Origin of the sequence: Shinella yambaruensis (genome assembly GCF_050859155.1) — a bacterium.
In the GTDB taxonomy this organism is placed as follows: Bacteria; Pseudomonadota; Alphaproteobacteria; order Rhizobiales; family Rhizobiaceae; genus Shinella; species Shinella yambaruensis.
In genome coordinates this window covers 272,241-286,817 of sequence record NZ_CP150639.1, presented here as the reverse complement: position 1 = coordinate 286,817, position 14,577 = coordinate 272,241, and the positions used below count along the sequence as shown (strand labels likewise).

At 63.6% G+C, this 14,577-nt stretch carries 14 protein-coding genes; 8 read left to right on the top strand and 6 right to left on the bottom strand.

Going from position 1 to position 14,577, the window contains the following annotated elements:
- Positions 1-6 precede the first annotated feature (6 nt).
- Complete coding sequence (locus WMC41_RS23710) at positions 7-702, top strand: response regulator (RefSeq protein WP_432349195.1); 696 nt, start codon at positions 7-9, stop codon at positions 700-702.
- A 1-nt stretch (position 703) separates the two neighbouring features.
- Complete coding sequence (locus WMC41_RS23705; protein ID WP_432349194.1) at positions 704-1,915, top strand: ATP-binding protein; 1,212 nt, start codon at positions 704-706, stop codon at positions 1,913-1,915.
- Positions 1,916-1,986: 71 nt separating this feature from the next.
- Here WMC41_RS23705 and WMC41_RS23700 read toward each other — a convergent pair whose 3' ends face one another.
- The 5 genes from WMC41_RS23700 to WMC41_RS23680 all read right to left on the bottom strand — a co-directional run bounded on the left by WMC41_RS23700 (position 1,987) and on the right by WMC41_RS23680 (position 5,830).
- Entirely contained in the window at positions 1,987-3,378 is a 1,392-nt protein-coding gene (locus WMC41_RS23700) for an amidase (RefSeq protein ID WP_432349192.1), read from the bottom strand.
- Entirely contained in the window at positions 3,375-3,563 is a 189-nt protein-coding gene (locus WMC41_RS23695) for a hypothetical protein (protein WP_432349191.1), read from the bottom strand. The genes WMC41_RS23700 and WMC41_RS23695 overlap by 4 nt, the downstream gene beginning before the upstream one ends.
- 27 nt (positions 3,564-3,590) lie before the next feature.
- A complete protein-coding gene (locus WMC41_RS23690) occupies positions 3,591-4,370 on the bottom strand; it encodes an enoyl-CoA hydratase/isomerase family protein (RefSeq protein WP_244766399.1) in 780 nt (259 codons plus the stop codon).
- 9 nt (positions 4,371-4,379) lie between these two features.
- On the bottom strand, positions 4,380-4,850 hold the full coding sequence (locus WMC41_RS23685) for a hypothetical protein (RefSeq protein ID WP_432349189.1): 471 nt from the start codon (positions 4,848-4,850) through the stop codon (positions 4,380-4,382).
- A gap of 62 nt (positions 4,851-4,912) precedes the next feature.
- A complete protein-coding gene (locus tag WMC41_RS23680) occupies positions 4,913-5,830 on the bottom strand; it encodes an ABC transporter substrate-binding protein (RefSeq protein WP_432349188.1) in 918 nt (305 codons plus the stop codon).
- A 102-nt stretch (positions 5,831-5,932) separates the two neighbouring features.
- Here WMC41_RS23680 and WMC41_RS23675 point away from each other — a divergent pair, with 102 nt between their 5' ends.
- Genes WMC41_RS23675 through WMC41_RS23650 form a run of 6 tightly spaced genes read left to right on the top strand, consistent with a single transcriptional unit; the run spans position 5,933 to position 13,257 of the window.
- Positions 5,933-7,207 (top strand): acyl-CoA dehydrogenase family protein, encoded by a 1,275-nt coding sequence (locus tag WMC41_RS23675; protein ID WP_272807755.1) that lies wholly within the window; start codon positions 5,933-5,935, stop codon positions 7,205-7,207.
- A 10-nt stretch (positions 7,208-7,217) separates the two neighbouring features.
- Positions 7,218-8,399: an acyl-CoA dehydrogenase family protein gene (locus WMC41_RS23670; RefSeq protein ID WP_432349187.1), complete on the top strand. Its 1,182-nt coding sequence runs from the start codon at positions 7,218-7,220 to the stop codon at positions 8,397-8,399.
- Positions 8,400-8,445: 46 nt separating this feature from the next.
- A complete protein-coding gene (locus tag WMC41_RS23665; RefSeq protein WP_432349185.1) occupies positions 8,446-9,444 on the top strand; it encodes an SDR family oxidoreductase in 999 nt (332 codons plus the stop codon).
- Positions 9,444-10,589 carry an acetyl-CoA acetyltransferase gene (locus WMC41_RS23660; RefSeq protein WP_432349183.1) on the top strand — a complete coding sequence of 382 codons (1,146 nt, stop codon included), beginning with the start codon at positions 9,444-9,446 and terminating at the stop codon, positions 10,587-10,589. The genes WMC41_RS23665 and WMC41_RS23660 overlap by 1 nt, the downstream gene beginning before the upstream one ends.
- A gap of 3 nt (positions 10,590-10,592) precedes the next feature.
- Positions 10,593-11,021: a Zn-ribbon domain-containing OB-fold protein gene (locus WMC41_RS23655; protein WP_432349181.1), complete on the top strand. Its 429-nt coding sequence runs from the start codon at positions 10,593-10,595 to the stop codon at positions 11,019-11,021.
- 49 nt (positions 11,022-11,070) lie between these two features.
- Entirely contained in the window at positions 11,071-13,257 is a 2,187-nt protein-coding gene (locus tag WMC41_RS23650) for an acetate--CoA ligase family protein (protein ID WP_432349179.1), read from the top strand.
- A gap of 245 nt (positions 13,258-13,502) precedes the next feature.
- Here the strand turns inward: WMC41_RS23650 and WMC41_RS23645 are convergent, their stop codons facing one another.
- Positions 13,503-14,486: an NAD(P)-dependent oxidoreductase gene (locus tag WMC41_RS23645; RefSeq protein WP_432349177.1), complete on the bottom strand. Its 984-nt coding sequence runs from the start codon at positions 14,484-14,486 to the stop codon at positions 13,503-13,505.
- Between the last annotated feature and the right edge of the window lie 91 nt (positions 14,487-14,577).

Below are 14,577 nucleotides of genomic sequence, written 5' to 3'. Positions count from 1 at the left end.
ACGGGCATGGCGGAACATCTCCTGATCATCGACGACGACACGAGGCTTTCCGCCATGCTGAACGACTACCTGTCCGCCAATGGCTATCGGGTGCGATCGGCGCCCACGGCCGCGGCGGGACTGGCCGATCTCAGCCGCAGCCCTGCCGAAGCGGTGATCCTCGACGTCATGCTGCCCGACCTCGACGGCTTCGAGGTGCTGAAGCGCATCCGCGCCGGATCGGACGTCCCGGTCCTGATGCTGACCGCCAGGGGAGACGAGACCGATCGCATCGTCGGGCTCGAGATCGGCGCCGACGACTATCTTCCCAAACCCTTCAGCCCCCGCGAGCTGCTGGCCCGGCTGCGCGCGATCCTGCGCCGCCGCGGCGCCTCTCCGGTGGCGGGCATCCTTCGCTTTGGGCGGCTGGAGATCGACCCCGGCTCCCGCAGCGCGCGGCTCGACGGGCAGGTCTGCGACATGACCGGCCACCAGTTCGACATCCTTCTGGCCCTTGCCGAAAGCGCCGGGCGGATTCTCACGCGCGAGCAGTTGCTTGATCGCGTGAAGGGGATCGAAGCCGATGCGTTCGACCGGTCGGTCGATGTCCATGTCTCCCGTATCCGGGCGGCGATCGAGGACGATCCCCGGCACCCTCGCCGCATCGTCACCGTGCGCGGCGCAGGCTATGTCTTCGCACGACGCCAGGACGAGAAGGACTGACATGCGCGGGCGGCTGTTTCTCAAGATCTATCTGACGGTTTTGGCCGGCATCGCGATCCTCGCGATTGCGGGGATCGTCATGGTGGCGCTGTTCGTGGATCGCGAGGATCGCGGCTGGGTCAACCAGCGTGCCGAGCTGCTGGCAGCCATGCTGTCCAGTCCCGAGGAGCCGCAGGCCGTGCTGAACCGCATCGGCCCGGCAAGCCATGCGGAGATCGAACTGCGCGATGCGGCGGGAACCCTCGTCGCGGCCTATCGGCCCGCCGAACGGGATGGCATCACCACCTTCGCTCCCGTCACCGTTGCGGTGCGGGACGGCGGAACATTGACCGCGCGTTTCACCCTGCCGTTCCGGCCGCGCGGCAATCCGTTGCTGCTTCTGGCGCTCGTTGCCGGCTTGACGGCGCTCGCGGCCTGGCCGGTCGTGCGCAACCTTACGCGCCGGCTGGAGCGCCTGCGCCACGGTGTCGAGAGCTGGGGGAAGGGCAACCTGTCCCTGCGCGTCGCCGTCGAGGGACGCGACGAGGTCGCGAGCGTCGCCGACAGTTTCAACCGGGCCGCTGCGCAGGTCGAGGCGCTGGTCAATTCGAACCGTTCGCTCCTGGCCAATGCCAGCCACGAGTTGCGCTCCCCGCTTGCCCGCCTGCGCATGGCCGTGCATCTCCATGAGGACAACCCCACACAGACGCAGCGCGAGGAGATCGCGCGGAACCTGGGCGAACTGGACGACCTTGTCGGCGAAATCCTGCTTTCCAGCCGGCTGACCCATGGCGAGCGGACCGAAGCGTTCCAGCCGCTCGACCTTCTGGCGCTTGCCGCGGAAGAGGCCGCGCGGGCGGGGCTGGACGCCTCCGGAACGCCGACGGAGGTCATGGGCGATGCGCGGCTCCTGTCCCGGGCGATCCGCAACCTGATACAGAACGCGGTTCGTCATGGCGCGGCGCCCATCACGATCAGCGTCGGGTCCACGGGTGCCATGACCGAACTGTCGGTCCGCGACCATGGTGCCGGTATCCCCGCGGGAGAAGGCGAACGTGTCTTCGAACCCTTTTACCGCCCGGGCGGCCACGGCGAGGCTGCCGGAGGATGGGGGCTCGGCCTTTCCCTCGTGCGCCAGATCGCACAGCTGCATGGAGGAACGGTGCTGCACGACCCGCCCAGGGATGGCGGGACGCGGTTTATACTGCGGCTGCCACGATTGGATACGCCCTGAGCCCCGCGGGCGCATACATGCATGCCGAGCAGAACGCCATCGGGCGCGCGGCAAGGCAGCCCCGCACAATGTCAGGACGAGCAGAGAACAGGGCGCCTCTGCCTCCATGGGGTTGAAGTCTCAAGGAGCGTGGCGACCTGGAAAAGCGTGACCTCGCCGAAGGGTCGGCCGCCGATCTGTACGGAGAGCGGCAGGCCTTTCGGCCCAAACCCCATGCAGACCGCGATGGCAGGATAGCCGGTCAAATTCCAAGGCAATGCAAAGCTCGGCTTTTCAAGGCCGTCCCAGAAGGGGACGTCCTCGATGAGCGGCGCCTCGGAAGCCGAAGCTGCAGTTATGAGGACATCGACCGTTTCCATAGCCTGCGCGAACTCGTCACACAGTTCGCGCCTGCGCCGTTGCGCCTGGATATAGTCGTTGCTTGTCATGAAGGATGCCAGCAGCAATCTGTGCCGTAAACGCTCACCGAAATCGCGAAAGCGGCTCCTCAGCGTCTGCTCGTGATATGCGGCGGCCTCCGCGTTCATTATCACGCGGTTTGCCGAGGAATATTCCGCCAGGGACGACAGCTTGACATCGGAAACGACAGCGCCGCCGGCCCGCAGGATCTCGATGGCCTGCGATACCGCGGCTGCCGTCTCCTCGCTGACGGGATTGTCTCTTTCATGGAAGTGAGCGACAACGCCAACTTTCAAGCCCTGCAGGCTCTTGCCGATCTCACCTGAAAAATCGGGAACGGGAACGTCGGCGCTCGCCCGATCCGAGGGGTCGAAGCCGGCCATCTCCTGAAGCAGGAGGGCACAATCCTGCGCCGTCCACGCCATGGGCCCGATGTGGTCGAGCGTATGGGCAAGGGGAATCACGCCGGATCGGCTGCAGCGGCCGAATGTGGGCTTGATGCCGGAAACACCGCACATGGCGGCCGGTCCCCTGATGGAGCCGCCGGTATCGGTGGCGGTCCCGCCAAGAGCCATGCCGCAAGCCACCGCCGCGGCCGTTCCACTGCTCGAGCCCGAGGTGAAGTAATCGGGATTCCAGGGGTTCCGGGCGGGAGGCCAGGGCAAATCGAACGAAGGCCCGGCAAGAGCGAATTCCAGCGTGGCGAGCTTACCGAGCATGACGGTCCCCGCGTCCGCCAGGCGGCGTACAACGGTGGCATCGGACGAAGGAACATTATCCTGCAAGATCCGGGAATGCGCAGACGTCAGAATTCCCGCCGTTTCAAAAAGATCCTTGTGGGCGATGGGAATGCCGTCCAGCGGCGTTCGCCTCCGGTCCTTCATCATCCGCTCTTCAGCCGCCCGGGCATCGGCAAGCGCTCGTTCGCCCGTCACCGTGATGAACGCTGCGAGCGTCGCATTGAGAGCCTCGATCCGATCGAGGCATTCGCGGGTAAGCTCGACAGGCGACACTGTTTTTGCGGCAAGCTTCCTGCCCGCTTCAGCGATCGTCAACGGGCTCATTCGACGGGTTCCGGCTGAAAGTCGACGGCAAGGCCGGTCGTGAGGTCCGATGGCCGGCGGAGGGAGGCGATCATGCCTTGAAGCTTGAGATAGCCATCAAACAGCAGCTCAAGGTCGACGTCGTCATGAGGCAGTCCACTCTGACGGACAAGGACGACGAAATCTTCAAAAGTTGTCTCAGCCATAACACGCCCTTCGAGAGGCCCCTTGCGCTATTCCCCGCGGAATGCCGCGGACCGTTTTTCGATAAAGGCAGCGCGCCCTTCGGCGACGTCAACCGAGTTGCGCTGAAGCAGATTGTTCAGCAGCTGCTCGATCCGCAGCCCGTCCTGGAGGCTCATGTCACGCGCGCGCATTGCCAATTCCTTCGTCGCCTGAACGGCGAGCGGTGCATTGCGGGCCATGGTGTCCGCATAGCGCCTCGCCACGGCCATCAATTCGCCCGCAGGCGCCACACGATTTATGAGGCCGCGCCGTTCCGCCGTTTCCGCATCGATGGTGTCTCCGGTCAAGAGCATTTCCATCGCGTGCGCATGGGCCAGTTGCCGCACCAGCCGTTGGGTTCCGCCGAGACCGGCAACGATGCCGCGCTTAACTTCCGCGACGCCGAATGCGGCATTCGGGGAGGCGACCCTGATATCGGTGGCGAGAAGCAACGTCATCCCCCCTCCGAGACAATGGCCGTTGACCGCCGCGATCACCGGCTTCCACAGTTCAAGGCCACGGTTCAGCAACGGCATTTCCTGCGTCTGCCAGAGGTTCCGCAGTTCTTCCCTCGCGCCGATGACATCCTTGATGTCCGCGCCCGCGCAGAACGATTTCTCGCCCGCCCCCGTCACGATGGCGCACCGGATTTTCGGGTCGTCCCGCACCTCCACCCACGCCCTGGAAAGCTCGGCGTAGTGAGCGCGGTCGAGGGCATTCAAGCGTTCCGGCCGATTGATCGTGATCGTGGCAATTCCATTCTCATCAGCGAGAAAATCTATCGACATCAGGTTTCCTCAAACAGCCTGCTCCTGCAGGTAAATGCGGTTGATCGCGTTTGCCTCAAGGATCGTGAGACCCTCGGACGTTTCGAGACGGTGCGCGTAAACGACATGGATCGTCCCCGGTTCGAGCAGCTTCACGTCGACGATCCTAAGGAAAAGGCGGATCATGACGGGTGCCGGCACCGGATCGGAAAAGCGAACGTCGTCGAAGCCGTAGAGGAGGTTCATCCGGCTGGGAAACTCGAAACGCAGATCCTCGATGCTCGCCCGCAATCGCCCGAGAAGGGAGGGAAGCAGTGCCCCGTCAACAAGCGCTGGCCGGGATTTCGTGCATCTCCTCCCGGTGTCGTGCGGTCCGGCACGCCAGGCCGCCTCGAAGCGTCGAGCTTGTTCTTCGCTGATCTGCGACCATGCGCCTGGGCCAAGGTCCTTCGCGAGGAGGGCTTGGAGGTCGGCGCAGGTCGAAATGACGCGCAAGCGCATGGTCGGCCTCCGGATCGAAGGCCGGCCCGATGGAATCGGGCCGGTCCCGTCTGTGCTCCAGGTCAGCGCAAGATCTCGGGCTCGATGGCAAGCTGCGGGTCGATCCCATATTTCTCAAGGATCTTCGCAACCGTGCCGTTCCGATAGATCTCCTGTATCCCGTTCAGATAGGCGTCGAGAATCTCGTTGTTGTCATTCTTGGCGGCAAAGCCGACCTTCACGTCACGCGCCTGGGTGAAGGCGATCTCCAGCGCCTCCGGATCGTCCTTCACCCGCACGACGGCGGCGCCCGCATTGTCGAGCAGAAAGTCGATGCGCTTGTTCAAAATCCCGCGCACGGCCGCATCCGTTTCGGTCGCGACCACGATATTGATCGCGGGCTTGCCCGCCGCCTCGCACGCCTTCGACTGCTCCTCCAGCGCCTTCTGCGAGAAGGTGCCGATAACCGCACTTGTCGTAAGGCCGCAAAGGTCGTCCATCGACTTGATAGCGTGCTCGTTCCCTTTCGGCACCACCAGGGCGCTGCCGGCCTTCATGTAGACGACAAAATCGACGTTCTGCGCACGCTCCTCGTTGTAGAAGAGGTTTGCGTTCATGATGTCGGTCTGGCCGTTCAGCACGGTCGGAAGCAAGCTGGTGAAGACGCCCTTCACATATTCCGGTTTGAGGCCGACGCATTCCAGGGCCGCTTCGCCGATCTCGACGTCACTCCCGATGAGCTTGTCGGAGCCCTCCTCGGCATAGGCGAACGGCGCGTAAAGCGGCGATATGGCGATCTTCACGGGCTTTTCGGCGAAGGTCGGGTATTTCTCGGCGGCCTTGTCGGGCTCACATGCCGCGCTCGCCGCGGCAGTCATGAAGCCAAGCCCAGCGATGGCAACCAGAAAACGCATTGCTCGTCTGCTCATTTGAATTCCCCTGATTATGACCTGAAAGGACGCACCCGGCTTGCCTTGTCCGGCCGCGATAAAAGAGTGCACCAGTACACTGTGCGACTATTTTACTTTTTCGTCAATTGCCGGATGTGTGTTTTTCTCGTGCCGATATGGGCAGCGGAATCTGCCAGAATCCGCGAAGATCGGTTGACAAGCAAAAGCGATATTAGGTATACCGGGCAAATAGTATACTTATTTGTGCAGGAGGCGCGCATGTTCATCAGGTCTGTCGGCAGCGACAACCGCTTGAATGCATTCCGCGAGGAGGTCCGCCAATTCTGCCGCGAAAAGATCCCTGCGGAAATCCGGCGAAAGCAGGAGAAGTCACAGCACCTCGAAAAAGCGGAATATGATGCCTGGCTGAAACTGCTCGGCGAAAAAGGCTGGCTTACCGGCAAGTGGCCGAAGGAGCATGGCGGCCTCGGATGGGAGCCCGAACAGTTCCTCGTGTTCGAGGAAGAGCTCGGCAAGGCGGGGGCACCGCCCCTGATCAATTTCGGCATCAATCTGGCCGGTCCCGTCATCTTCACCTTCGGAAACGACGAGCAGAAGAAGAAGTACCTCGCCGATATCGCCAAGAACAACACTTGGTGGTGCCAGGGCTATTCGGAACCGGGCGCCGGCTCCGATCTTGCAAGCCTCAAGACCCGCGCTGTCCGCGACGGGGATCACTACGTCGTCAACGGCCAGAAGACCTGGACCTCGTGGGCTCACTGGGCCGACATGATCTTCGTCCTGGTGCGGACGGATGCGACCGTCAAGAAGCAGGCCGGGATCTCGTTCCTGTTGATCGATATGAACACCCCAGGCATCACCGTCCGCCCCATCATCGGCATCACACGGCACCACCACCTCAACGAAGTCTTCTTCGACAATGTCCGCGTGCCTGTCGAGAACCGCATCGGCGAAGAGAACCAGGGGTGGACCTATGCCAAGTTCCTCCTTGCCAACGAGCGGCTGCACAGTCTGAGCTTCGCGAAGTTCGAAGCCTATCTGGCGAAGATCCGCAAAGCGCTCGACGTCGTCAAGGATGGCGGGCGCCCCCTGTCGGAAGACCCCACCTATCGGCGGAAGCTCGCGGAACTCGACGTCAGGATGGCGACGGCAAAAGCGCTGATGGCCGACCAGCTGGCCGCCGCGCGGACGACCGGCTCTCCGCCGATGATGGGCGCCGCGGCGTTGAAGCTTCGCGGGACCGAACTCCAGCAAAGCATTCTCCAGATGGGACTGGAAGTGCTCGGCCGGAACGGGCCCGTTTATCAGGACCTGGCGCTGGAACAGAACTGGGACGGCGAATTTGTCGGCCCGGACGTCTCCGCGGGCCTGATCTACGAGCACCTCTATCGCCGGGCGGCGACAATCTACAGCGGCTCGAACGAGGTGCAACGGAACATCATCGCCAAGGGCGCCTTGGGGCTTTGAGGATCGATCCATGACCAGTTTCTCCGCTGACGAACGCCAGCTTCTCGACGAAAGCCTGCAGAACTTCCTCTCGGAAAAATACGGCTTTGAACGGTGGCAACAGCGTTCGGGTCCGTCCGGCGATCAATATGGCTCAAATGAATGGCGCCAGTTTGCGGATCTCGGATGGCTCGGCGTTGCGATACCCGAGGAATTCGGAGGCACCGGCGGAGGGCTGACGGAACTTGCCATCGTCATGGCGGCGGCCGGCCAGCACATGGTTCTCGAAGGGCTGCTCGGCACCGTCGTTCTCGGAGCCGGCGCCATCGAACTGGCCGGTACGCAAGCGCAAAAGGGCGACCTGCTTCCGAAAATCGCTGCCGGAGAGTTGCGTCTCGCCTTCTGTCATTCCGAACAGGACGCCGGATATGCGCGCGACTACGTCACAACGATCGCCCGTCCGGTCGACGGCGGCTACGCCCTGGAAGGCCGCAAGGCCTTCACGCTCGGCGCACAGGCGGCAGACTTGCTGGTCGTTTCGGCGCGCATGGGCGCGGCCGATGGCCCTGTCGGCCTGTTCCTCGTACCGCGCGAAACGGACGGCGTTTCTCTCAACATAGCCCCTGCCCTCGATGCGCGGCTTGGCGCTGAAGTCCGCCTGTCGGCCCGGGTTCCGGGTTCCGCGCTGCTCGGCCGTGCCGATGTCGACCAGATCGCCTCGATCGACCATCTCATCGACCGGGCCGCGATCGCGGTTTGTGCCGAGGCCTGCGGGGCCATGGCCGAGGCCACGCAAAACACGATCGAATACCTGAAGGTCCGCGAGCAGTTCGGCCAGCCTCTTGCCAAATTCCAGGTTCTCCAGCACCGCCTGGTGGATATGAGCCTTGCCTGCGAGGAGGCGCGCGCGATCGTTCATGCCGCGCTTGAAGCGCTCGACATCGGCGCGGCGTCGGCGCAGCGCACCGTTTGGCACGCGAAGGTACAGACCGCCCAGTCCGCGCGCTTCGTCGGGACCCAGAGCCTTCAGCTCCATGGCGGCATCGGCATGACGGACGAGTTGAAAGCCGGCCATCTCTACAAGCGGCTGTGCGTCTGCGAAGCGATGTTCGGCGATGCCGACTGGTACCTGAAGAAACTCGGTCAGACTTTGCCCGAACATATCCACGCGCGGACGCAGGACGATCGGATGAAACCGCCCGAGGTGGCATAGCCGAAACACCCGAGGACTTGGGCACGCAGGAACGACAGGAAAGGGAATGGAAATGAAGTTGCTGGACGGAAAAGTCGCGCTCGTCACCGGCGGAGGACGCGGGATCGGTCGCGGGATCGCGCTGTCCCTGGCGGCCAATGGTGCGAAAGTCGTCATCAACGATCTGGGTGCGGGACTGGCAGGAGACGGCACCGACGCCGGACCGGCGCAAGAAACGCAAGCCGCCATCGAGGCGCTCGGCGGTAAAGCCGTCATCAACGGCAGTTCGGTCGCCGACCATGCCGCCGCCCAGGGAATGGTCGAACAGGCGGTCGACACCTTCGGTCGCCTCGATATCGTCGTCCACGCGGCGGGCGTCCTGCGCGACCGCATGATCTTCAACATGACGGAGGAGGAATGGGACATCGTGGTCGCCGTTCACCTCAAGGGGCTGTTCAACGTTCTGCGCCCGGCAACGGCCCTGATGCGACAGCAGAAGGGCGGCCGCATCATTTCGCTGGCGTCAGGCTCGGCCTATGGCGATGCGGGACAGCCGAACTACTCCGCCGCCAAGGCCGGCATCATCGGGCTCAGCTATTCCACGGCCAATGCGATGGCAAAATACGGCGTCACCTCGAACGTCGTCCTGCCGACCGGTACGACGCGCATGATCGACTCGAAGCCGGAATCGCGGAAGATCTTCGAGGAAACCGGCAAGTGGCCGAGCGAGCATGCCAGAGGCACGCCCAAGGATCCCGACAATGTCGCGCCGCTGGTCTCCTTCCTTGCTTCCGATCGCGCCGCGAACGTCAACGGCCAGGTCTTCCATTCCTACGGTTTCGGCTACACGCTCGTCGAGCCTCCGCGCACGCTGGCGCGGCTGGAAGGCGATCATGCCTGGACGGCCGAGAGCCTGGCAGATGCCTTCGACACATATATGGAACCCGACATGAAGCCCCGTCCCGCAATGCCGTTCGGCCGCGACGTCGACAACCTGGGCGACGATGACTGGCACGCGATCGGCGAGGGACGCCGCTATTGGGTGCGCAAAGAGGAGAGCAGGTAATGCCAACCAGACAAGCCGCCGTCGTCGGCGTTGCCGAATCCGACGAGATCGGCGTTGTTCCGAACAAATCCACGCTTCAACTCCAGGGTGAAGCCGTGCTCAATGCGCTCGACGATGCCGGCCTTGCGCTCCGCGACGTGGATGGACTGTTCACGGCGGGGTTCCGCACGACCGAGGTGGCTGAATATCTGGGCATCCACCCCCGCTATTACGACGGAACGCATGTCGGCGGCTCGTCCTTCGTCGTGCATCTCGGCCATGCCGCAGCGGCGATCGCCTCGGGGAGGATCGAGGTGGCCCTGATCGTCCACGGCGAAAGCGGCAGGTCTCGTGTCGGCCTGCCCGCTTCCGCCAGCAGCGCGCAGGGAATGGAAGGCCAGTTCGAACACCCTTACGGCATGCCCGGCGCGCCGGGCGCGTATTCCATGGCCTGCGCGCGCCATATGCACCAGTACGGCACGACCGATCGCCAGCTTGCGGAAATCGCCGTTGCCGCACGCCGATGGGCGCGACTGAACCCCAGGGCGTTCAAGCGCGATCCGCTGACGATCGAGGAGGTCCTCGCCTCCCCCTATGTCAGCTGGCCGTTCCGCAAGCTGGACTGCTGCCTCGTGACCGATGCAGCAGGCGCCGTCGTCGTCACCAGCGTCGAACGCGCAAGGGACTTGAAGAAGGCACCGGTGCGCGTGCTCGGTTGGGGCGAAGGCCACGATCACCAGATCATCAGCCAGATGCCGGACGTCACATCAGGCCCCGGCCGGATTTCGGGCCCCGACGCTTTCGCGATGGCTGGCGTCAAGCACGCGGACATCGATGTTGCCGAGGTCTACGATTCCTTCACCTACACGGTTCTGACATCGCTGGAAGATCTCGGTTTCTGCAGGAAGGGCGAAGGGGGCGATTTCGTCTCGGGCGGCCGGATCGCGCCCGGTGGCGATTTCCCGCTGAATACGAGCGGCGGCGGCCTCTCCTATACCCATCCCGGGATGTTCGGCATCTTCACCATCATCGAATGCGTCCGCCAGCTTCGTGGAGATTTCCGCGGACAGGGCCTGCGCCAGGTCGCCGACGCGAAGATCGGCCTGGTCCATGGCACGGGTGGTAAGCTTTCAGCAACGGGGACCGCCATTCTGGCGGCAGATTGAACCATGACCGAATACACGAAACCGCTTCCGAAAGCCGACCCCGTCACGGCGCCCTTCTGGGAAAGCCTCAAGCGGGAGAAAATCGAGGTTCAGCGTTGCGACGATTGCGAAGCCCACATTTTCTATCCCCGCGCGCTCTGCCCCCATTGCAGTTCGCGCCGGCTGAAATGGACCCCGGTCTCCGGACGCGGCCGGATCTACACGTTCACGATCGTCCACAAGGCGCCGGGGCCGGCCTTCAAGGCCGATGCGCCCTACGTCGTCGCGCTCGTCGAACTCGACGAAGGCTGCCGCATCATGACGAACATCGTCGACGTCCTTGCGGATCCCGATCATGTCAGGATCGGCATGCCCGTCGAGATCGTCTACCACCATGTCACGGACGACGTGACGCTGCCGAAGTTCCGTCCGGTCGTGCGTGCCGAGGCTTAGGCCCGGCACACACCAAAAAAGCGCACCTCCTCAACCCAGGAGAAAACCAATGAGCACCCCGGCTCTCCGCCAGTCGAGCGACGACGGTCGAACCAACGGCCATTCCGCCGGCCTCTCGCTGAACGGCTTTTTCTCACCGCGCAGCATCGCGGTCGTCGGCGCGTCCGAAACGTCCTATTGGGGCCGGAATATCTTCCGCAACCTCAAAGCGCAGGGCTTCGAGGGCCGCATCGTGCCGGTCAATCCCAAGCGCCGGACGATCTTCGGCATTCCCTGCCTCGCCAGCCTCCGCGATCTCAAGGAGCCGGTGGACCTCGTCTATATCGCGACTCCGACCGATTTCGTGGGGTCGGTCCTGGACGATGCTGCCAGCGTCGGGATCCGCAACGCGGTGATCATCGCCGCAGGCTTCGGCGAATCCGGCGCCCATGATCGCCAGCGCGAGCTGCAGGACAAGGCCGCCGCGCACGGCATCACGATCCTTGGACCGAACTGCCCGGGCTTCGTGAACATCGCGGAGGATGTTTCCGCCTATGGCCAGGAAATCCCGGCCGGGATGAAAAGCGGCAACGTTTCCATCGTCCTTCAGAGCGGCGCGCTTGCCACCGTCATCATGAGGCTCGCCCGGACCCATGGCATCGGCGTTTCCAAGCTCATCTGCATGGGCAACGAAGCCATCGTCGATACGGCGGACGTGATCGAGCATTTGATCGCCGATGGCGAGACCCGGGTGATCGCGATCTTCGCCGAGCAATTCCGCAACGGGCGCCGCTTCCTCGATCTCGCGCGCCAGGCTCTCGTCGCAGGCAAGGCGATCGTCGTGCTCAAGGCCGGGCGCACGCCGGAAGGTCAGAAAGCCGCGCTTGCCCATACCGGCGCGGTCGCCGGCGACGAAGCCTTGGTCGATGCAGCCCTTCGCCAGGTGGGCGTTGCGCGCGTGCGCAGCCTGGAGGAATTGCTGATCACCGCCGGCCTCTTCGCGAGCGGCGTGCACATCAAGGGCGCACGCATGGGCGCCGTCACCGCGTCGGGCGGCGCCTGCGACATCATTGCCGACCGCGCATCCGACGAGGGTCTGGAGCTTCCCGGCTTCAGCCCCGAGACAAGGAAGGCGCTCGCGGACTATCTCCCCTCATTCGCCACGGTGCAGAATCCCCTGGACACGGCTGCCGTCGATACCCTGCGTGAAACGGGCACGGCCGCCGTTCCGATGGATGTCGTTGCGGAAATCGTCAGCCGTGACCCGAACATCGACTTCGTCCTCTATCTCGGTTTCAACGTGGTTCCGCAGACCCGTCCCGACGATGCCGCGGCGGAAAAGGAAGCGGCCCGAATGGCCTATGTTCGGGACATGCTGGACAACTCCCCTGTCGCGATCGTTCCGGTCAGCCTGAGTTGCATGGAAGTGGGTCCGTTTGCGCGGGAGCTCTACGATGCAAACCGCATCTTCATGCTCGGCGGCATCGAGTTCGGCATGACGGCCCTCGGGCATTGCGTCCGGTGGCAAAAGGCCCGCAGCGCGGCCCTCGCCGCAGGCAAAGCCGAAACCCCGGCGCCGGCGATCACGCTTCACGATTCCCGCAAAGGCCCCTGGTCGGAATATGCCGGCCGCAAGCTTCTCGAAGCGAGCGGCGTGCCGCTTGTTCCGGCGGAACTGGTGAACGACGCGCAGGAAGCCGTCATCGCCGCGGAAAAGCTCGGATATCCGGTCGTCCTGAAAATCTGCGCCGCCGAGATCGCGCACAAGTCCGACATCGGTGGCGTAGCCCTCGATCTCCAGACGGCCGAGGCGGTGCGCGACGCCTACGAGCGCGTCGCCGCGGCGGAGCGCCGTGTCGCGGGCGCCACTGTCGAGGGTGTCCTTGTGAGCCCGATGCGCCCTCGTGGGGTGGAACTTTTCGCCGGCGTCACGCTCGATCCGTCCTTCGGCCCCACGCTCGCGGTCGGACTTGGGGGCATCTGGATCGAAACCCTGAAGGACGTGAGCCTGCGCGTCCTTCCTGTGACGCAGGACGATATTCAGACGATGCTCCGCTCTCTGCGCGCAAGCCCGCTGTTGAACGGCGCTCGGGGCGGCCCGAAAGTGGATATCGCAAAGGCCGCGGCGGCGATCCACCGGATCACGCAGGCGAGCCTGTCGCTCGGCGATCAGGTGCAGGCGTTCGAAATCAACCCCCTATGGTGCCTTGAGGACAAGGTCGAGGCACTCGACGTCCTCATCGTCACTGAGGGATGATCCAAACATCCAGCGGATGTGGGCGCCTCGACTGGCGAAAGCACGATCGAGGCGCCCTGATTTTACCGCCAGGCGGCACCGGGAACGAGCGCCGGCCATGCCGGACCGAAAATCTCCCCTCGCACGGCAAGCGGAAGACCGCCTAGAGCATTTCCGGTGAACTCCGGCTCACCGGAAATGCTATATGCTCTTGTTTTTACTGTATTATCCGACACAGAAGCGATCCCGCTTCGGCTGGAAATGCTCTAGTTTGACCATCCCTCGCCCTGCCGGATGCAGAGTTCGCCGTCGGGGAGCGGGCGTCCGGACAGAAACAGCTCGATATTCGCCAGGCCGCGTTCATAGATCTTCACGAAATTCTCCAGTGTCGCGCCCGCCAGATGGGGCGTCACCACAACATCCTCGCGCGTGAACAGCGGCGATTCGCGCAAAGGTTCGACGTCGAACGTATCGAGACCCGCCGCGAAGATCTCCTTGCGATCGAGTGCGAGGGCCAATGCCGCTTCGTCTATCAAGCCGCCCCGGGCGCAATTGACGATCGTGGCGCCCGGCTTCAGCATCCTGATGCGTCTTTCATCGAGCATGTTCCGGGTCTGCGCCGTGAGCGGGACATGCAGGCTGACCACGTCGCAGCAGGTGAGCAGCTCCTCGTATTCGCAAAAGCGGACCGCCAGTCTTGCCTCGGTATCCTCATCCGGCCGTCTGATATCGTAATAGACGACATCGACGTCAAAACCGGCAAGACGGCGTGCAACCTCGCGCCCTATCGCGCCGAGACCGACGATCCCGACCGTCTTGCCGGCCAATTGCCGTTGAGTCGCCCGACCTTCCGCCCGCAACCACTGTCCCGCCCGTGTCCGACGATCGAAATAGGGTAACCGGCGGAGTGCCGCCAGCATCAACAGGACGGTATGCTCGGCGACCTGCCCCGCATTCCCGGCCTGAAGACGCGCGAGCCCTACATTGTGCCGCTGGCACGCCTGGGGGTCCACATTGTCGACACCCGCACCGAGCTTCTGGACAAACTTCAGATTCGGCGCTGCCTCCAGGAGCGCAGCATCGATCCCCGTTCCGATTATCATCGCCACGTCAGCACCTGCGGCAGCCGCCTGCCGGTCGCGCCTATCGTTGGAAAGGGTGCACGATACCTGCCAGCCGGAGGGAAGAAGCCTGCCGATCTCTTCCCGAATCCTCGGATCCACGGCATCCAGAAACGCCAAATGCACCATGACGGTTTCACCTCCCTCAGCACGATTATATGATACCAGTACACCCAATAATGCAGTTTCGCAATGGAACCTCCTCAGTCGGCTGCCATCG